At 73.4% G+C, this 18468-nt stretch carries 18 protein-coding genes and 1 pseudogene; 7 read left to right on the top strand and 12 right to left on the bottom strand.

Going from position 1 to position 18468, the window contains the following annotated elements:
- Positions 1–36: 36 nt before the first annotated feature.
- From purD to ACFT5B_RS11870, 4 genes are all read right to left on the bottom strand, one after another.
- Complete coding sequence (gene purD / locus ACFT5B_RS11855) at positions 37–1365, bottom strand: phosphoribosylamine--glycine ligase (RefSeq protein ID WP_386798416.1); 1329 nt, start codon at positions 1363–1365, stop codon at positions 37–39.
- A gap of 96 nt (positions 1366–1461) precedes the next feature.
- Positions 1462–2793, bottom strand: a complete 1332-nt coding sequence (locus ACFT5B_RS11860) for a GNAT family N-acetyltransferase (RefSeq protein ID WP_386798418.1) — start codon at positions 2791–2793, stop codon at positions 1462–1464.
- A 14-nt stretch (positions 2794–2807) separates the two neighbouring features.
- Positions 2808–4094 (bottom strand): adenylosuccinate synthase, encoded by a 1287-nt coding sequence (locus tag ACFT5B_RS11865; RefSeq protein ID WP_386798420.1) that lies wholly within the window; start codon positions 4092–4094, stop codon positions 2808–2810.
- A gap of 83 nt (positions 4095–4177) precedes the next feature.
- A complete protein-coding gene (locus ACFT5B_RS11870; RefSeq protein WP_386798422.1) occupies positions 4178–4624 on the bottom strand; it encodes a DUF3151 domain-containing protein in 447 nt (148 codons plus the stop codon).
- 28 nt (positions 4625–4652) lie between these two features.
- Here ACFT5B_RS11870 and ACFT5B_RS11875 point away from each other — a divergent pair, with 28 nt between their 5' ends.
- The 3 genes from ACFT5B_RS11875 (at position 4653) to ACFT5B_RS11885 (ending at position 6337) form a co-directional block, all read left to right on the top strand.
- Complete coding sequence (locus ACFT5B_RS11875) at positions 4653–5000, top strand: STAS domain-containing protein (RefSeq protein ID WP_386798424.1); 348 nt, start codon at positions 4653–4655, stop codon at positions 4998–5000.
- Positions 5001–5037: 37 nt separating this feature from the next.
- Positions 5038–5568: an NUDIX domain-containing protein gene (locus ACFT5B_RS11880; RefSeq protein WP_386798426.1), complete on the top strand. Its 531-nt coding sequence runs from the start codon at positions 5038–5040 to the stop codon at positions 5566–5568.
- Positions 5569–5836: 268 nt separating this feature from the next.
- Entirely contained in the window at positions 5837–6337 is a 501-nt protein-coding gene (locus tag ACFT5B_RS11885) for a hypothetical protein (protein ID WP_386798428.1), read from the top strand.
- A 537-nt stretch (positions 6338–6874) separates the two neighbouring features.
- On the opposite strand, the gene ACFT5B_RS11890 is transcribed toward ACFT5B_RS11885, so the two are convergent.
- Positions 6875–8116 (bottom strand): acyl-CoA dehydrogenase family protein, encoded by a 1242-nt coding sequence (locus ACFT5B_RS11890; RefSeq protein ID WP_386798430.1) that lies wholly within the window; start codon positions 8114–8116, stop codon positions 6875–6877.
- A 62-nt stretch (positions 8117–8178) separates the two neighbouring features.
- Complete coding sequence (locus tag ACFT5B_RS11895; protein WP_386798432.1) at positions 8179–10425, bottom strand: SpoIIE family protein phosphatase; 2247 nt, start codon at positions 10423–10425, stop codon at positions 8179–8181.
- A 94-nt stretch (positions 10426–10519) separates the two neighbouring features.
- Between ACFT5B_RS11895 and ACFT5B_RS11900 the strand changes: the two genes are divergently transcribed.
- A complete protein-coding gene (locus ACFT5B_RS11900; protein WP_386798434.1) occupies positions 10520–10951 on the top strand; it encodes an STAS domain-containing protein in 432 nt (143 codons plus the stop codon).
- A gap of 79 nt (positions 10952–11030) precedes the next feature.
- Here the strand turns inward: ACFT5B_RS11900 and fbaA are convergent, their stop codons facing one another.
- From fbaA to ACFT5B_RS11915, 3 genes are all read right to left on the bottom strand, one after another.
- The gene (fbaA, locus tag ACFT5B_RS11905) at positions 11031–12050 is read right to left on the bottom strand and encodes a class II fructose-bisphosphate aldolase (protein WP_386798436.1); all 1020 of its coding nucleotides are present in this window, start codon (positions 12048–12050) and stop codon (positions 11031–11033) included.
- A gap of 76 nt (positions 12051–12126) precedes the next feature.
- On the bottom strand, positions 12127–12861 hold the full coding sequence (locus ACFT5B_RS11910; RefSeq protein WP_386798439.1) for a TrmH family RNA methyltransferase: 735 nt from the start codon (positions 12859–12861) through the stop codon (positions 12127–12129).
- A gap of 33 nt (positions 12862–12894) precedes the next feature.
- Positions 12895–13737: an SDR family oxidoreductase gene (locus ACFT5B_RS11915; protein WP_386798441.1), complete on the bottom strand. Its 843-nt coding sequence runs from the start codon at positions 13735–13737 to the stop codon at positions 12895–12897.
- A 111-nt stretch (positions 13738–13848) separates the two neighbouring features.
- Here ACFT5B_RS11915 and ACFT5B_RS11920 point away from each other — a divergent pair, with 111 nt between their 5' ends.
- Complete coding sequence (locus tag ACFT5B_RS11920) at positions 13849–14628, top strand: VTT domain-containing protein (protein WP_386798443.1); 780 nt, start codon at positions 13849–13851, stop codon at positions 14626–14628.
- 59 nt (positions 14629–14687) lie between these two features.
- Positions 14688–15428: an HAD-IIA family hydrolase gene (locus ACFT5B_RS11925; protein ID WP_386798521.1), complete on the top strand. Its 741-nt coding sequence runs from the start codon at positions 14688–14690 to the stop codon at positions 15426–15428.
- A gap of 105 nt (positions 15429–15533) precedes the next feature.
- On the opposite strand, the gene pyrE is transcribed toward ACFT5B_RS11925, so the two are convergent.
- The 3 genes and pseudogenes from pyrE to ACFT5B_RS11940 all read right to left on the bottom strand — a co-directional run bounded on the left by pyrE (position 15534) and on the right by ACFT5B_RS11940 (position 17620).
- On the bottom strand, positions 15534–16121 hold the full coding sequence (gene pyrE, locus ACFT5B_RS11930; RefSeq protein ID WP_386798445.1) for an orotate phosphoribosyltransferase: 588 nt from the start codon (positions 16119–16121) through the stop codon (positions 15534–15536).
- 58 nt (positions 16122–16179) lie between these two features.
- Positions 16180–16785: pseudogene (locus ACFT5B_RS11935) on the bottom strand (UdgX family uracil-DNA binding protein); the annotation flags it as partial.
- Positions 16786–16834: 49 nt separating this feature from the next.
- A complete protein-coding gene (locus ACFT5B_RS11940) occupies positions 16835–17620 on the bottom strand; it encodes an SDR family NAD(P)-dependent oxidoreductase (protein ID WP_386798447.1) in 786 nt (261 codons plus the stop codon).
- Between the two features lie 56 nt (positions 17621–17676).
- Between ACFT5B_RS11940 and ACFT5B_RS11945 the strand changes: the two genes are divergently transcribed.
- Positions 17677–18465 carry an exodeoxyribonuclease III gene (locus tag ACFT5B_RS11945; RefSeq protein WP_386798449.1) on the top strand — a complete coding sequence of 263 codons (789 nt, stop codon included), beginning with the start codon at positions 17677–17679 and terminating at the stop codon, positions 18463–18465.
- The last annotated feature ends 3 nt before the right edge of the window (positions 18466–18468 follow it).

Raw genomic sequence — 18468 nt, forward strand, 5'->3', positions numbered from 1 at the left:
CTCCCGCGCGGGAGGGCGCCCTCGGCGTTCGTCCGCCTAGAAGCGCTCGGCCGGGTAGTTGTCGCCCGTGAGCGCGGCGTCGTGCTGGACGTGGTGCGGACGCGCCGCGGCCTGCGCGATGTCGGTGCGGTAGTGCGACCCGGGGAGGGTGATCCGCTCGATCGCCCGGTAGGCGCGCGTGCGCGCGTCGAGCAGGTCCTCGCCCACCGCCACCACGGACAGGACGCGCCCGCCCGCGGACCGGAGCTGGCCGTCGTCGTCGAGGACGGTGCCGGCGTGCAGCACGTGGACGCCCGGCACGGCGTCGGCGGAGTGGACGCCGGTGATCGGGTCGCCGGTGCGGACGTCGCCCGGGTAGCCGTGCGCCGCGAGCACGACCGTCACCGACGCGTCGGGCGTCCAGCGCAACGGGCCGAGGTCGGCGAGGGTGCCGCGCGCGGCCGCGTTCATGACCGCGGACAGCGGTGTGACGAGGCGGGCCAGCACGGACTGGGTCTCGGGGTCGCCGAACCGCGCGTTGAACTCGACGACCCGCACGCCGCGGTGCGTGAGCGCGAGGCCGCAGTACAGCACCCCGACGAACGGGTTGCCCTGGTCCCGCATCGCGTCGATCGTCGGCTGGGCGACGCGCTTCACGACCTCGTCCACGAGGGTCTCGGGTGCCCACGGCAGCGGCGTGTACGCGCCCATGCCGCCCGTGTTGGGGCCGCGGTCCTCGTCGAACGCCCGCTTGAAGTCCTGCGCGGGGGCGAGCGGCACGACGGTCGTCCCGTCGGACACGCAGAACAGCGACACCTCGGGCCCGTCGAGGAACTCCTCGATGACGACCTGGCCGCCCTTCTTGGCGAGGCAGGCCCGCGCGTGGTCCATCGCGACGCCGCGGTCGAGCGTCACGACGACGCCCTTCCCAGCGGCCAGACCGTCGTCCTTGACGACGTAGGGTGCGCCGAACGCGTCGAGCGCCTCGGCGACCTGGGCCGTCGTCGTGCACACGTGCGCCATCGCGGTCGGGACGCCCGCCGCGGCCATGACCTCCTTGGCGAACGCCTTGGAGCCCTCGAGCCGGGCGGCCGCCCCGCTCGGGCCGAAGACGGCGATCCCCGCCTCGCGGACGGCGTCCGCGACGCCCGCGACGAGCGGGCCCTCCGGCCCGATCACGACGAGCTCGGCACCGACCCGCCGGGCCAGCGCGGTGACCGCGTCGGGGTCGGTGGCGACGACGTCGTGCAGGTCGGCGTGCTCACCGATACCGGGGTTCCCGGGCGCCGCGTGGAGCTCGTGGCGGATCCCGTGCAGCGCCTCCTGGGCGAGGCTGTGGACGATGGCGTGCTCACGGGCGCCCGACCCGACGACGAGGATCTTCATGATCATCGATCGTAGTCGCGAGGCCCTTCCTCGGCGGCTTCTGGGCCACCCTGCGGACGCCGTCTCGACGGGTGGTCCCGGCCGGTACCGGAAGCGTCAGTACCTGAAGCTGAGGCGCGGGGCCGCGTGCCAGCCGAGGACGCGCGACGCACGGGCGGCGTCCGAGGTGCTGACCCGCCCCGCGGCCGCGAGGGTCCCCAGCGAGACGCCGCCGAGGTAGGCGATCGCGAGCTCGGTGACCCCGATCGTGACGGAGGTCGCCCCGGCGGGCGCCGCGTCGCCGTCGGGCCACCGCTCGACGACGCCGCGACCGTCGTCGTCGACACGCAGCAGCCAGCGACCGCCCGTGATCCCGAGGGGGTCGGTGACGTCGAGCGCGAGGACACCCGGCGCCCCGTAGCGCCGGGCCTCGAGCGCGGCCGCCACGTCGAGGATCCGCACGTAGTGGTGGTCGACGACCTCGACGTGCGCGGCGCGCTGGTCGGCGATCATCCAGCGCAGCGGCTCGTCGACAGCCAGCTCGGACGCCCGGACCTCGCCGATCAGGTCGAGGCCGAGCACGAACCGCCACAGCGCCGCGTGGGCTTCGCGGTCCTCCGCGAGGAGCAGCGACACGGTCGCCGTCGAGCGCGCGTAGTCGACGAGGTTCTCCTCGACGCTGTAGAGCAGCAGCCCACGGACCTCGCCGGCGGCATCGGTGTACTGGACGGCGCGGGTCTTGGCGGCGTCCTTGGCATCGGGGCGTGTGCCCGCGAACGTGTCCCACTGCCCGGCCGGCACGGGGACCTCGCCGACGACGCTCGTCCGCACCCGCTCGTGCAGCGCGGGGGCGAGCTCACGGAACCGCTCGCGCGAGACGAAGTCGACGCGGCCCGAGGGGTCGGGCCCGAGCCACCCGGCACGGCGGTTGTCGATGCGCCACGACGTCACCGGGACAGCCGCGCCGAACCCGTACCGCCCGTACAGCTGGGACTCGCTCACCGTGAGGCTCGCGAGCGGCACCCCGAGCGACGCGGCCGTCCGCAGCTCGCCCTCGACCAGGGCCCTCGCGATCCCGCGGCGGTGGTGCGTCGCGGCGACCGTGACCGCGCTGATCGCGAGCGTCGGGAGCGTGGACCCGCCCGGCACCGTGAGCTCGGTGACCCACGACGCGACCGAGCCGACGGGCGCGTGGGGGTCGGGTGCCGCGGTGTCGTAGACCCCGACCGGCCGGCGGTGGGCGCCCCTCTCGCGGACCGCGTCGAGCTGCTCCGCGTTGCGCTCCGTGTCGAGGAACCCGCGCGCGACGCTCTGCGACCACGCGTCGCGCTCCTCGTCGGTGGTGACGAGCCGGAGCTCGAGGCCGCTCGCTGCGAGCCGCCTCGCCGACTCGTCGTCGACGGGGGCGACACGCTGGCGGGCGGCGAGGGCGGGGACGTCGATGGCCATGCCCCCACCCCACCTCATCCGAGCAGGTCGTGCACCTGGATGGTCGCGTCGCGGGCCGGGCCCACGCCGATCGCGGAGATCCGCGTGCCCGACATCTCCTCGAGCGCGTGCACGTACCGTTGCGCGTTGAGCGGCAGGTCGTCGAACGTGCGGGCGCCGGAGATGTCCTCCCACCAGCCGTCGAGCTCCTCGTAGATCGGCTTCGCGTGGTGGAAGGCCGTCTGGTCGGTGGGCATCTCGTCGTAGCGGACGCCGTCGACGTCGTACGCGACGCAGACCGGGACCTTCTCGATGCCCGTGAGCACGTCGAGCTTGGTGAGGACGAGGTCCGTGAGGCCGTTGACGCGCGTCGCGTACCGGGTGATGACCGAGTCGTACCAGCCGCAGCGGCGCGCGCGGCCCGTCGTGACGCCGAACTCGCCGCCCGTCTTCTGCAGGTACTCGCCCCACTGGTCGAACAGCTCGGTCGGGAACGGGCCCTCGCCCACACGCGTCGTGTACGCCTTGACGACGCCGATCACGCCCGTCACCCGGGTCGGGCCGATGCCCGAGCCGGTCACGGCCCCGCCCGCCGTCGCGCTCGACGACGTCACGAACGGGTAGGTCCCGTGGTCGACGTCGAGCATGGTCGCCTGGCCGGCCTCGAACAGGAGCGTCTTGTCGTCGTCGAGGGCCTTGTTGAGCACGAGCGACGTGTCCGTGACCATCGGCTTGAGCCGCTCGGCGTGCTGGAGCAGCTCCTCGACCGTCTCCTCGACCGTGATCGCGCGCCGGTTGTAGACCTTCACCAGCAGGTGGTTCTTCTGGTCGAGGGCGCCCTCGACCTTCTCGGCGAGGATCTTCTCGTCGAACAGGTCCCACATGCGGATGCCGACGCGGTTGATCTTGTCCGCGTACGCCGGCCCGATGCCGCGACCCGTCGTGCCGATGCGGCGCTTGCCGAGGAAGCGCTCCGTCACCTTGTCGATCGTGCGGTGGTAGCCCGCGATGACGTGCGCGGACCCGGAGACCAGGAGGCGCGAGACGTCGACGCCGCGCTCGATCAGCGCGTCGAGCTCCTCGAAGAGCACGTCGATGTCGACGACGACGCCGTTCGCGATGACCGGCACGACGCCCGGCGAGAGGATGCCCGAGGGCAGCAGGTGCAGCGCGTACTTCTCGTCGCCGATGACGACCGTGTGGCCGGCGTTGTTGCCGCCGTTGAACTTGACCACGTAGTCGACGCGGGACCCGAGCAGGTCCGTCGCCTTGCCCTTGCCTTCGTCGCCCCACTGGGCACCGACGAGCACCACGGCCGGCATGTCTCCACCACTTTCCCGTTCGCTGGACAAACCTTCGCGAGTCTACCGGTTGGCGCGCTCTTGACCTTCGCGCGGGGCCCGGGCTACGGCCGTAGGGCGGCGACCTCGTCCGGGGTGACGCCCGAGTCGACGAGGAACTGGCGGCACCGCACGCCCTCCTCGGTCTCGCCGATCCGGTCGGCCGCCTCGGCGAGCGCCAGCAGCGCCCGCAGGACGCCCTGGTTCGCGACGTGGTCGACGGGGATCGGCCCCTGCCCCCGCCAGCCCGCCTTGCGGAGCGAGTCGAGGCCGCGGTGGTAGCCGGTGCGGGCGAGCGCGTAGGCGAGGAGGTCGGCGTCGGGCAGGCCCGAGGTGCTGCCGCGGCCCGCGAGCGCGTCCTCCGCGAGCACCGCCCACACGTACGACGACGCCGGGTGCGCGCGGGCGGCGTCCTGCACGCTCGCACCGTCCGCGATCATGGCGCGAGCCGCCACGTCGGCGTGGTCGTCGGGCAGGCGGACGGGCTCAGGACCGAGGAGATTGTGTTCCATCCCCCCATTGTTGGCTACGGTGGCACACATGATCGAGATCGCCACGTCTCCGGCGACGACGACGCTCGTCGTCACGGGCGACCTCGACCTCGCGGAGCGGGACCAGTTTCCGGAGATCGCAGCCCGCGTCGTCGGGCTGCGCCGCCAGCTCCTCGTGATCGACATGTGCGCCGTGACGTTCATGGACTCGACGGGCGCCGCGTTCCTCATCTCGCTCGCCGACTCGGGCCGCAAGCGCGGCGGTGCGACCGTGCTGCGGGGCGCGGCCGACCGGGACCTGTTCGTCCTCGAGGTGTGCGGCGCGCTCGACCTGTTCCGGATCGACCGGGCGCACCGGTGCACCGACGAGTTCCCGCTCCAGCGGCCCTCGTCGTGAGCGCCCTCGTGTGCGCGGCGCGGCCGGTGGGGCGCCCGTGACGGACGCCGCGGGACTCCTGCTGTGGCGCCGCGGCCCGGCAGGGATCGAGGTGCTCGTCGGGCACATGGGCGGCCCGTTCTGGGCTCGCAAGGACGCCCGCGCCTGGACGATCCCCAAGGGCGAGGTCGAGACGCTTCCGGCCGACGACGACGGCCCCGCGCCCACCGAGGCGCTCTACGACGCCGCGCTCCGCGAGACCGCGGAGGAGCTGGGCGTCCTGCCGCCGCCGGCCACGGGCCCCGACGGCGATCCCGAGCCGGACGTGCCGCTCGGCGCCGTGCGCAACAAGAGCGGCAAGCGCGTGACCGCGTGGGCGCGTCGCGTCCCGGACGGGTGGGACCTGCCCGACCCGGGACGCCCGGCTTCGAACACCTTCACGCTCGAGTGGCCGCCCCGCTCGGGGCGGTTCCAGGAGTACCCCGAGCTCGACCGGACCCGCTGGTGCCCCCTCGACGAGGCACGCACCCTCGTCGTCGCGGCCCAGGAGGAGCTCCTGGCCCGCCTGGCCGCTGAGTCGTCGAACTGACGCAGATCGTCGTCGGGAAGCGCGCCGCGCGACGATCTCGGTCAGTTCGGTGGGCGGACGACGAGACGAGGCCGCCCTGTCGGGGCCGTCGACACCGCACCAGCGCGCCGGGCCGGTCGCCCTGGACGTCCAGCGCCTCCGCGACCCGCCGGCACGTCACCTGCCAACGCAGGGTGAGGTCCTCCGCGAAGAGGACGACCTGACGCCACCCGGCCCGCTCGTAGGAGTCGCGCCGCGCGACGTCGCCCGCGAGCTTGCGCCGGCTGACGTGCGGAGCACCGTCGTAGTCGACGGCGACGCCGCGCTCGGGCCAGCACAGGTCCGGCCGCCCGACCCACGAGCCGTCCGTCGTGAAGACGTCCGCCCCGACGACGGGACGCGGCAGCCCCTCCACGGCAAGCCCCAGCCGCAGCCGTGTCTCGGGTGGGGAGTCGACGAACCGCTGCGCGTCGGCGAGCGCACGTGCGAGGGGCCGCACGCCACGCCGCCCGCGCGCTGCCGCGAGGGCGGCCTCCAGGTCGTCCGGCGCGACGCCGTAGCGCAGCACCTCGCGCAGTCCGTCGTCGGCGAGCAGCGCGTCGGTCAGGACGACCCGCTCCTCGTGGACGGGGTCGACGCCCCGGCGTGCGGCGCCCCGCTCGTCGATCAGCGGTGGTCGGAGCGCCGCCCCGTGGTCGAGCCACGTCCGCACGGGGGATGTCACCGGCAGCCCGTCCCGACGGCGCACGTCCTGCGACCCCAGGCCCTCGTGCGACACGACGAGCGGTGACCGGAGCGGCCGCAGCCTGCCGGGCCCGGTGACGTGCAGCCGGCGGTCGCGCTCCGCCACCAGGCTGACCGGCAACCTCCACAGTCGGGCGGCGGTCACGTGGGAGAACGCTGCGCCGTCGGGCAGGACGAGCGCGACGGCGCGACAGACCGCCCCGAGGTCATCACGCAGCGCCGAGTCCATGCGAACCCCGGGGACGGGGGCGCAGAGCCTCGGGGATCGCAGACGCCGGGGGCCGACCCCCGAGGCGAGCGCGTCGACGGTCCGGAAGGGCAGCGGGGGCAGGGGCGGCGAGGCGGTCACGCCAGCAGCGTCGCGGATCCGAGGATGCCGAGGCGGCTCACGAGCAGATCTGTGGACGACGCCGGCACCTCGCGCCATCGAACTGACGCAGATCGTCGTCGGGCACCTCCGAGAGCGACGATCCGCGTCAGTTCGGCGATCCCTCCCCGGTGCACGAACCCGATCCCGCGGGTCGTCAAGCGCCCCAGTGAGCGAAGGCGACCCGACGTGCAGAGGCGGGGCTGGCGGGACGACCTACGCGAACGCCGACATGCCCGTGATCGCGCGACCCACGATGAGGGCCTGGACGCTCTCGGTGCCTTCGTAGGTGTGGAGCGCCTCGATGTCCGTGAAGTGCCGGGCGACGCGGTTCTGCAGGAGGATCCCGTTGCCGCCGAGGAGGTCGCGCGCGATGGACGCGATCTGCCGGGCGCCGCGGGTGCAGGTGTACTTGGCGAGGGAGGCCTGCGGCCCGGTGAGGGTCCCGGCGGCTTCCTGGCGCGTCATGGCGGCGGCGACGAGCTGGAGCTGGGTGAGCGTGGACGCCATCTGGGTGAGCCGCTCCTGCACCATCTGGTGCTTGGCGAGGGGCTTGCCGAACTGGACGCGCTGCTGGGAGTACGCGACGGCGGCTTCGTAGCAGGCGGTGGCCTGCCCGACGGCGCCCCAGGCGACCCCGAGCCGGGTCGCCTCGAGCACGCGCGAGGTGTCCTTGAAGGACCGCGCGCCGGGGAGGGCGTTCTCGGCGGGGACGAACACGTCGTCGAGCACGATGTGGGCCTGGAAGATGGCGCGCAGCGAGACCTTGCCGGTGATGGTGCGGGCCTGGTAGCCGGGCGAGTCCTGGGGGACGAGGAACCCGTGGACCTGGCCGTCCTCGCCGCGCGCCCACACGACGGACACGTCACCGACGGACCCGTTGCCGATCCACTTCTTCTCGCCGCGCAGGACGTACCCGCCGTCCTTGGCGCGGGCGGTGGTCTCGAGGGAGACGGAGTCGGAGCCGTGGGTGGGCTCGGTGAGGGCGAAGGCGGCGAGCTTGGTGCCGCGGGAGATGGGCTCGGCCCACTCGGCGATCTGCTCGTCGGAGCCGAGCATCATGATCGAGCGGAGCGCGAGGCCGCCCTGGACGCCGGAGATGGTGGCGACGGAGCCGTCGCCGCGGGACATCTCCATGGCGGCGAGGCCGGCGCCGAGGTGGCTGGTCTCGGGGAACCCGGGCACGGCGACGCCGTCGCGCAGGAGGTCGAGCTCGCCCATGCGGCGGGCGAGCTCGAGGGGGAACTCGGCGCGCTCCCAGTAGTCGTCGATGACGGGGAGGACCTCGTCCTGGACGAACGCCCGGACGCGCAGCTGGTGCTCGCGGTCGGCGTCGGTGGCGTCGTGGAAGGCGTCACCGAAGTCGGGCGCGAGCGGCTGGGCGAGGTCGTAGTCGGGCTCGGTGACACCGACGCCCGTGGATGCAGGGGTGGTGGCGGTGGTGGATGTCGTCGACATTCTCTGCTCCGTTGTCGCGCCGTTGCTCTTCGCGGGGTCGACGCCGACGCCGGCCCCTCCGGTCAGGATGACTGACCAGAACCGCCGGTATCAGGTACTCGCCGGAGCGCGCCCGTGAACGTGCTCACGCCGTGCAGCTTGGCCCAGACGATCTTGCCCGTTCGCGTCGGCCGCCAGCCCCAGTCCGCGAGCCGCTCGACGATCTGCATCCCGTAGCCGCCGCCGCGGTTCACGTGGCCGTCGGTCGGCACCGGCGGCGAGGGGTTGGCGTCCTCGACCTCGATCCGCAGGGTCTTGCCCGTGTCGAACAGGCGCAGGGCCACGTGCCCCCAGCCGTGCATCACCGCGTTCGCGACGAGCTCGGAGGCCACGAGCTCGGCCTGCGACGCGCCCTCGACCTGCCACGCCTGGCACGTCCGCACGACGGCGTGGCGCGCACGGGCGATCGACGTCGGCTCGCTCGGGAGCAGCCACCGGCGGCTCCGCGGCCCTCCGTCGGTGGGCACGACGTCGCTCTGGACGTCGGGCACCCGCACGACCACGACCGCGACGTCGTCCTCCGGCGTCGACCCGACGCGCGAGAGGAGCTGCTCGCCCACCCCGGCGGCGTCGGACGCGCTCACGGCCCCCGCCTCGTCCGCGAGGGCCTCGAGCCCCGCCCGCAGGTCGCGGTCGCGTCGCTCGATCAGCCCGTCGGTGTAGAACACGAGGACGTCGCCCGGCAGGAGCCGCAGGCTCGCCGTCGCGCGCACGCTGGGCCCGTAGCCGATGAGCGTGCCGGCCGCGCCGTCGAGCAGGTGGGCGGACCCGCCGCGCACGAGGACGGGCGGCAGGTGGCCGGCGCGCGAGTACGCGAGCTCCCACAGTGGCTCGCCCTGCACCGGCTCGACGGGCATCCGCTCGAGCCGCGCGTACACGAGGCTGGACGCGCGCGGCAGCCGCATCCCCGAGACGAGCTCGTCGACGCGCTCGAGCACGTCGCCCGGCAGCGTCATCTCGAACGCGTACGACCGCACGACCGACCGCATCTGCCCCATCGTGGCCGCGGCCTCGACGTCGTGCCCGACGACGTCGCCGATGACCACGCCGACGTCCCGCTCGGTGAGCTGCAGGACGTCGTACCAGTCGCCGCCGACCTGGGCGTGGTCCGAGTTCGGGGCGTAGTAGGTCCACACGTCGAGCCCAGTCACGTCGGCCTGCTCAGGGAGCATCGCGCGCTGCAGCGTCTCGGCGAGCCGGTGCTCACGCGCGTACAGGCGGGCCGTGTCGATGAGCATCCCGGCACGTCGCGCGATCGACCGCAGCGTCGTCCCCGGGGTCAGCGACGGCATGAACTCGCGCCCCGGCTCGAGGACGACGACCAGCAGGCCCAGCACGCGCCGTCGGCCCGGGACCGGGTAGACGGTCACGCCGCCCGCCTCCTCGAGGTCCGCCATGAGCCGCGACCGGACGTCGCGCTGCAGGACGTCGCTCGCGCTGCCGGGCGGGTACGCACCGGTGAAGTCCACCTCGACGGGGCCGAGGTCCTCTCCGTCGAGCACGTCCTGCACGACGTCGCGCCCCCACGCCAGGCCGTCCGGGGGCGCCGTCTGGGCGGCGTGGCGGGGGTGGTGGCGCGTCCGGATCCGCGAGCTGGGAGGGGTGTTGACGTCGACGCTCTCCGCGTACACGAGCCCCTTGTCGTTCATGTAGAACGCGATCCGGCACCCGACGGCCCGGCCCAGCACGTCGGCGATCTCACGGAGCACCTGCGGGTGGTCGAGGTCCGTCAGCAGCGACGAGACCTGCGTCATGAGGTCGAGGCGGGCCATCCGGCGCCGTGACAGCTCGAAGGTCGCACGCTCCCCCGTCGGCTCGCCGACGTGGTCCGACACGTCGACCTGCAGCCCGAGCCAGTGCTCGGGCTCGTCGCCGGAGCCGGGCACGGGGCTGAACGAGAGTTGGTGCCAGCGGAGCGCTCCGTCGGGGGCGACGTCGTGCACGATGACCTGGACCGCGCGCCCGGAGTCGAACGCGGTCCGGAGCGGGTCCATGTCCGGGCCCTCCTGGACGAGGTCCCGCAGCACGGAGATCGGCTCGCCGACGACGGCGCGCGTCCCTGCCGCGACCTGCGTCCTGAACGCCTCGTTCATCCATTCCAGCCGCAGGCCGGCGCGCCGCGACCCGGTGAGGAACATGGGCACCGACGAGGTCTCGAGCGCGGCCAGCAGAGCCGCCGGGAGAGGGGCCGGAGCGGGCCCCTGAGGGGGCGCGGGCACAGTGATCGACGGGTCCGGCGCACCCGCCGGACGCGGGTCCCGTCCCTCCATGACCCCTCCTTCGCGCTGCTCGCGCAGGTCAGCGCATATGCGGCACGCGTCGAGGGTACTGTCCCCCGGCGCCGATCGACCGTAGATTGGGCACGTGCACGAGCAGAACAACCGTACCGATCCCGCCGGTGAGCCCGACGGCACGTCCGTCGACGTCGCCGACGAGCTCTCTGGCGCCTCGATCGACGAGGTTGCCGGCGCCGCGCGCGATCCGGGCGACGTCGGGGTCATCGTCGGGAACCAGCGTGTCCGCATCGTCCTGGCGGGTGAAATCGACATCGATCTGGAGCACGACCTGCGCGACGCCATCGGCGACGCCGAGGGCACCGGGCTCCCCATCGAGATCGACGCGCACCACGTGACGTTCATCGACTCGTCCGGCGTGTCGTTCCTCGCGGAGCTCGCCAGCCGCGCCAACCCGCCCGTGCGCGTCCTGCGCGCGCCCCCGAGCATGAAGTTCCTGCTCACCGTGACCCGCCTCGACGAGCTCGTGGAGCTCGTCGACGTGGACTCCGGCCTCGAGTAGCGGACGGCTCCCGGAAACGTCAGAGGGCCCGGCGGTCGCGCGACCGCCGGGCCCTCGTCACGTCACGGGGACGTGCAGGTCACATCTTGTGGCCGGCGGAGCGGAGCTGCTGGGCCGCCTCGACGATGCGCTGGGCCATGCCGGCCTCGGCGAGCTTGCCCCAGGCGCGCGGGTCGTAGGCCTTCTTGTTGCCGACCTCGCCGTCGATCTTCAGGACGCCGTCGTAGTTGCCGAACATGTGGCCGGCCACGGGGCGCGTGAACGCGTACTGGGTGTCCGTGTCGATGTTCATCTTGATGACGCCGTTGTCCACGGCCTCCGCGATCTCCTCGGCCGTCGAGCCCGAGCCGCCGTGGAAGACGAGGTCGAACGGGTTCTCCTTGCCGACCTCCTTGCCGACGACGTCCTGGATCTCCTTGAGGAGGGCCGGGCGCAGCTTGACCGCGCCGGGCTTGTAGACGCCGTGCACGTTGCCGAACGTGAGGGCCGTCAGGTAGCGGCCCTTCTCGCCCAGGCCGAGCGCGCGGACGGTCGCGAGGCCGTCCTCGGGGGTGGTGTAGAGCTTCTCGTTGATCGCGGCCTCGTGGCCGTCCTCCTCGCCGCCGACGACGCCGATCTCGATCTCGAGGATCGTGCGGGCGGCGACGGAGAGCTCGAGGAGCTCCTGCGCGATGACGAGGTTCTCGTCGAGCGGCACGGTCGAGCCGTCCCACATGTGCGACTGGAACGTCGGCAGGCCGCCGTTCTTGACCTGCTCGGCCTCGAGCTGCAGCAGCGGGCGGACCCACGAGTCGATGTTCTGCTTGGCGCAGTGGTCGGTGTGGATCGCGATGTTCACCGGGTAGTTCTTCGCGACCTCGGTCGCGTACGCGGCGAGGGCGATCGAGCCCGACACGCGGTCCTTGATCGTGGAGCCCGAGGCGTACTCGGCGCCGCCGACGGAGACCTGGATGATGCCGTCCGACTCCGCCTCGGCGAAGCCCTGGAGGGCCGCGGTGATCGTCTGCGAGGAGGTGATGTTGACCGCCGGGTAGGCGAACGAGCCCGCCTTGGCGCGGTCGATCATCTCGGCGTAGATCTCGGGGGTTGCGATGGGCATCTGAGTGGTCTCCTGTGTGATGCGGAGGGTGGGCTTCCTCGATTGTTCCACGAATCCTCCACCGCCCCCGCGGGCGTCACAGATGCTGGACGGCCCACGCCCACATGGCGATCGCCGCGGCCGCACCGGCGTTGAGGGAGCGCGTCGAGCCGTGCTGCGTCACGTGCACGACGACGTCGCACACGGCCTGCGCGGACGCGCTCAGCCCGGCGCTCTCCTGGCCCAGCAGCAGCACGCACGACGCGGGGAGCGCGAGCCCCTCGAGCGGAACCGAGCCCGGGACGTTGTCGACGCCGACGACCGGGAGCCGCGTGGGCGCGCCGGCGTCGTCGGGCGGGCCTGCCGTCGCCGCCCAGGCCGCGAGCGCCTCGGCGTCCGGGTGGTGCTCGACGTGCAGGTAGCGGTCGGTGACCATCGCGCCGCGCCGGTTCCAGCGCCGCCGGCCGACGATCCGGACGCTCGCCGCGTTGAACGCGTTGGCCGTGCGGACCACGGAGCCGATGTTGAGGTCGTGGGCCCAGTTCTCGACGGCGACGTGGAGCTGGGTGGTGGGGTGCTCGGCGCGCTCGCGGTCGAGGTCGGCGACGATCGCCTCGACCGTCAGGTAGCGGTAGGCGTCGACGACGTTCCGGGCGTCGCCGCCCGCGAGGAGCTCGGGGTCGTAGCGCGGGTCCGGCTCCCCGGACGGCAGGCGCGGCCACGCGTCCGGCCCCCCGGGCCACGGTCCGACGCCGACGACACGCGCCGCCTCGTCGCCGGGGCGGTCGCCGGCGACGTCGTCGGTCCGGTCACCGGGGGTCTGCGCGGTCATCCGACCATCCTCGCGGGTCGCGATGACGGGAGCTCAGCGCTGCGCGAGCCACTCGTCGTACGTCACCGTGCCGTACCGGGCGTCGGGCACGAGGTTGAGGCCGGCGCGGAAGAACGCGCCGATGCCCCCCGGGAGCTGGACCGCGACGACGGGCCGGCGCGAGCCGTGCACACGCCGCCAGCGCTGCGCCATGTCGCGCGCGTCCAGGACCTCGGGGCCGCCGACGGTCCAGGTGCGGGCCGGACCGTCCTCGAGCGCGGCGTCGACGAGCGCGCGGGCGACGTCGGACAGGTCGATGGACTGGAACCTCGTGCCGCGGGGCACGGGCAGCAGACCCAGGCGCGCCCAGCGGCCGAGACGGCCGTCACGGCCGAAGAACAGCTCGAGGAAGTCGTGGAACTGCGTGGCCCGCACGACCGTCACGGGCACCCCGCCGACCTCGGCACCCCGCAGGTAGGTCCGCTCCTGCGCGACGTGCGCCTCGTAGTAGGCGTAGTCGGCCTTGTCGACGTTCGCGATCGACAGCACGGAGATCCGCCCGACGCCGGCCCGCCGCGCCGCGGCGGCCAGCCGCTCCGCACCGGTCGTGAAGACCTTCATCGAGCCCGGCCCCATGCCGTTGCTGGCATCGATCACCGCGTCCGCGCCGGCGAGCGCCCCGTCCAGCGCCTCCGCGACGACGGTCCCGTCGCCGAGGACGTCGAGCGCGACGTACGCGGCCCCCTCGACCCGGCGGACGTCGTCGTGCTCGGGGACGTGCCGGGACAGCACCCGCACGGTGAGCCCCCGCGCGAGCGCCTCGCGGACGACGGCACGCCCCGCGTTGCCCGTCCCGCCCAGCACCACGACCGTCGTCACACCGCGTCCGTTCGCCATGCCCCGATCGTAGGGGCGGCGTCTGCGCAGGTCGACGGGCACGACGCGTCTGCACAGGTCGTCCTCATCCCGGGCCCACGGTCCGCCGAACCCGCCCACTACGCTGAACGCATGAGCGCCCTCGCCCTGTCCGGAGAGCTGGCCGGGCACGTGTCCGCCCAGCTCGCCTCGAGCCCCCTGGGGTTCCTCGACCCGAACACCCTCATCGACCGGTTCGGGTCGCTGGCGCTCGTCGGCATCGTGTTCATCGTGTTCATCGAGACGGGGCTCGTGTTCCCGTTCCTGCCCGGCGACTCGCTGCTGTTCACCGCGGGCATGCTCGTCGCGGCGACCGACAGCAGCCTGAACATCCCGCTGCCGGGGCTGATCGCGATCCTGTTCGCGGCCGCGTTCTGCGGGAACCAGTGCGGGTACGCGATCGGCAAGTTCGCCGGGCCACGCATCTTCAGCCGCCCCGACTCGAAGATCCTGCGCAAGGACTACGTCGACAAGACCAACGAGTACTTCGACCGCTACGGCGGCCGGACCATCCTGCTCGCGCAGTTCGTGCCGATCGTCCGGACGTTCGCCCCGATCGCGGCGGGCGTCGGGCGGATGCGGTACCGCTCCTTCTGGCCGTACAGCCTGCTCGGGACGTTCGTGTGGACGACCGTCGTCACGACGCTCGGCTACTACCTCGGCCGGATCTCGTTCATCCGCGACAACATCGAGCCGATCTTCATCGGCATCGTCGTGCTGTCCGTCGTGCCGATCGTCTTCGAGGCACGTCGCAAGACCAAGGAGGCCCGCGCCGCCGCGGGCACGACGGGCGGCACGCCCGCCCCGCGCCACGGTCGCGCCGCCGGCGTGCCCGCCAACCCGCGCAGCCGTTCCGAGCACGAGGAGGTCTGACCGTGACCCACGATGCCCCCCACGACGACGCCCGCACCGTCGACTGCTGGCTCACCGACATGGACGGCGTGCTCGTCCACGAGAACAACGCTCTGCCGGGCGCTCCCGAGTTCATCGCGCGGCTCCGGGAGAAGGAACGACCGTTCCTCGTCCTCACGAACAACTCGATCTACACGCCGCGCGACCTCCGGGCGCGGCTCGCGGCGTCGGGCATCGACGTGCCCGAGGAGTCCATCTGGACGTCCGCGCTCGCGACCGCGACGTTCGCGTCGCAGCAGATCCCGGGCGGCAGCGCGTACGTCATCGGGGAGGCGGGCCTCACCACCGCGCTCTACGAGGCCGGCTACACGCTCACCGACGCGAACCCGGACTACGTGATCCTCGGCGAGACGCGCACCTACTCGTTCGAGGGCATCACGCGCGCCATCCGGCTGATCCGCGACGGCGCCCGGTTCCTGTGCACCAACCCGGACTCGACCGGGCCGAGCGCCGAGGGCCCGCTCCCCGCGACCGGGGCCGTGGCGGCCATGATCACCAAGGCGACGGGACGTCAGCCGTACTTCGTCGGCAAGCCGAACCCCATGATGTTCCGGTCGGCGCTCAACCGGATCGACGCGCACTCCGAGCGGACCGCGATGATCGGCGACCGCATGGACACCGACGTCGTCGCGGGGATCGAGGCGGGCCTGTACACCTACCTCGTGCTCACGGGCTCGACGCGCCGTGACGAGGTCGAGGGCTGGCCGTTCCGGCCGAGCGAGGTCGTCGACGGGATCGCGGACCTCGTCGACCGGGTCTGACCCGGCCACCCGAGGCCTCAGCGGGGCCGCGCTCTCGGGTCGTCAGAACCCGGTGACCGTAGAAGCGTCGCCAGGTTCTGACAGCTCGAGCGGGGCAGCGCCGGCTCAGGCGAGGTCGAGGTCCGCCAGGTCGAAGAGGTAGTGGTACGGCACGCCGAGCGCCTCGATCTTCTCGCCCGCACCCGTGGCGCGGTCGACGATCGTCGCGACCGCCACCACCTCGGCGCCCGCCTCGCGGCACGCCTCGACGGCCGCGATGGGCGAGCCGCCCGTCGTCGTCGTGTCCTCGAGGACCACGACGCGGCGGCCCGCGATGTCCGGGCCCTCGATCTGGCGCTGCATCCCGTGCGCCTTCGCGGCCTTCCGGACGACGAACGCGTCGAGATCCTGCCCACGCGACGCCGCGGCGTGCAGCAGGGCCGTCGCGATCGGGTCGGCGCCCAGCGTGAGCCCGCCGACGGCGTCCACGTCCGCGGTCCCGAAGCCCAGCTCCTCGAGCTGGTCGAGCAGCACGTGGCCGATCAGCGGCGCGGCGCGGTGGTGGAGCGTGACGCGGCGCAGGTCGACGTAGTAGTCGGCCTCCTTGCCGGACGACAGCGTCACCCGGCCGTGCACCACGGCGAGCTCCTTGATGAGGTCGCGCAGCTGCTCGCGCGGGGTCGGGGAGAACGAGGCGGCGGTCGTGTCGGTCACAAGGCTCAAGCGTAGCGGGACGCCCACGGCCGGCCGCCGGCCGTCTCGGCGTGCCGTCTCAGCGGGCAGCGCGAGCCGCGACCCGCAGGTCGTCGACGAACCCGGCGAACGCCTCGTCCCAGCCCGAGCGGTCGCGGAGCCGTAGGAGCGACGACGGATGGACCGTGACGAGCACCCGGTGGCCGGCGTCGTCCTGCAGGTGCCCCCGCTCGTCGCCGACCCGGACCTCACGCCCGAGCACCTGACGGGCGGCTGTCGCGCCCAGCGCGACGACGACGCGCGGCGCGACCGCCGTGAGCTCCGCCTCGAGCCACGGCGCGCACGCGCGGAGGTGCCCGACGGCCGGCTTCTTGTGGATGCGGACCGGCCGAGAGCCGCCCTTGCGAGGACGCTCCTCGAACCGGAAGTGCTTGACCGCGTTGGTCAGGTAGACGTCGTCACGAGCGATCCCGGCCGCATCGAGCGCGTCGTCGAGCACTCGGCCCGCCGGGCCGACGAACGGCTCGCCCTCCCGGTCCTCGCGATCCCCCGGCTGCTCGCCGACGAGGACGAGCCGCGCGTCGGACGAGCCGCGGGAGAACACGACCTGCGTCGCGGGCGCCCACAGCTCGCACCCCCGGCACGACGGCGCAGCCTCCCGCAGGGCGGCGACGTCGCCGTCCTCGGGGACCCAGCGGGCGGCGCCGGGCCGGTCCGTCCGCGCGGCCGTCGTCTCAGTCCTTCTTCCAGCGGTTCCGCATGCCCGTGAGCCCGGTCGTGTCGAGCGCCCGGACCGCGCTGCGAGGGATCGCCCGGAGGAACCCGGATGCGACCTGGTAGCGCAGCGACGGCGTCGAGATCACGGCACCGCGCCGGACGTCCGCGAGCGCCGTGGAGACGACCTGGTCGGCCTCCAGCCACGCGATGTCGGGCAGGCCGGACACGTCGATGTCGGCGCGGTCGTGGAACTCGGTGTGCGTGAGCCCCGGGCACAACGCCGTCGCGGTCACGCCGGTGCCCTTGAGCTGGACGGCGAGGACCTCGGTGAACGTCCGCACCCAGGCCTTGTGCGCCGAGTAGGTGCTGCTCGTCGTGAGCGCGGCGACCGACGCGACGTTGAGGATCGCGCCCCTCCCCCGCTCGACCATCGCGGGCGCGGCCGCGTGCGAGAGCACGAGGACGGCCTTCACGAGCACGTCGAGGGCGCCGAGCTCGACGTCGAGGTCGCCGCCCACGAACGACTGGTTCACGGGGAAGCCCGCGTTGTTGACGAGGAGCGAGATCGGGCGCTCCCGGTCGGCGAGCCGGGCCGCCACGCCCTCGAGGCCCTCGGGATCGGCGAGGTCCGCGACGAGGACCTCCGCCCGGACGCCGGCCGCCACGCGCAGCTGCCCTGCGAGGTCCGCCAGGCGTTCCCCGTCGCGCGCCACCAGGACGACGTCGTGTCGGTTGGTGGCCAGCTGCCACGCGAACTCGAGGCCGAGGCCCGAGCTCGCGCCGGTGATGAGTGCGGTCGCCATGCCCGTCACTGTAGGCGGTGGCCGCAGCGTTGGGGAGGGCCGTTACGCTCGCGTCCATGCGTCTCGCCACCTGGAACGTCAACTCGATCCGCAGCCGGGCCGACCGGGTCCTCGCCTTTCTCGCACGGTCCGGCACGGACGTGCTCGCGATCCAGGAGACCAAGTGCCGGGACGACCAGTTCCCGGCCCTGCCGTTCGAGCTCGCCGGCTACGAGGTGGCGCACGTCGGGCTCTCGCAGTGGAACGGCGTCGCGATCCTGTCGCGCGTGGGGATCGAGGACGTCGAGATCGGGTTCCCCGACCAGCCCGCGTTCGGGGACCCGCCCGTCCGGGAGGCCCGCGCGATCGCCGCGACGTGCGGCGGGGTGCGCGTGTGGTCGCTGTACGTGCCGAACGGGCGCGTCCTCGACGACCCGCACTACCACTACAAGCTCGAGTGGCTCGCCCGTCTGCGCGACGCCGCCGAGGGCTGGCTCGCGGCCGACCCGGGCCTCGAGGCGGCACTCGTCGGCGACTGGAACATCGCGCCGCTCGACACGGACGTGTGGGACCCCGCCCTGTTCGCCGGCAGGACGCACGTCTCCCCCGCCGAGCGCGAGGCGTTCGCGGCGTTCGCGCGGGCCGGGTGGACCGAGGTGACCCGCGAGCACCTGCCCGAGCCCGGGAAGTACACGTACTGGGACTACACGCAGCTCCGCTTCCCCCGGAACGAGGGCATGCGGATCGACCTCGCCTACGCGACGCCCGCGCTCGCGTCACGCGTCACCGGCGTCGAGATCGACCGGAACGAGCGCAAGGGCAAGGGCGCGTCCGACCACGTGCCCGTGATCCTGGACCTCGCGTAGCCG

It is taken from the genome of Luteimicrobium sp. NPDC057192 (assembly GCF_042670205.1).
GTDB lineage: Bacteria > Actinomycetota > Actinomycetes > Actinomycetales > Cellulomonadaceae > Luteimicrobium.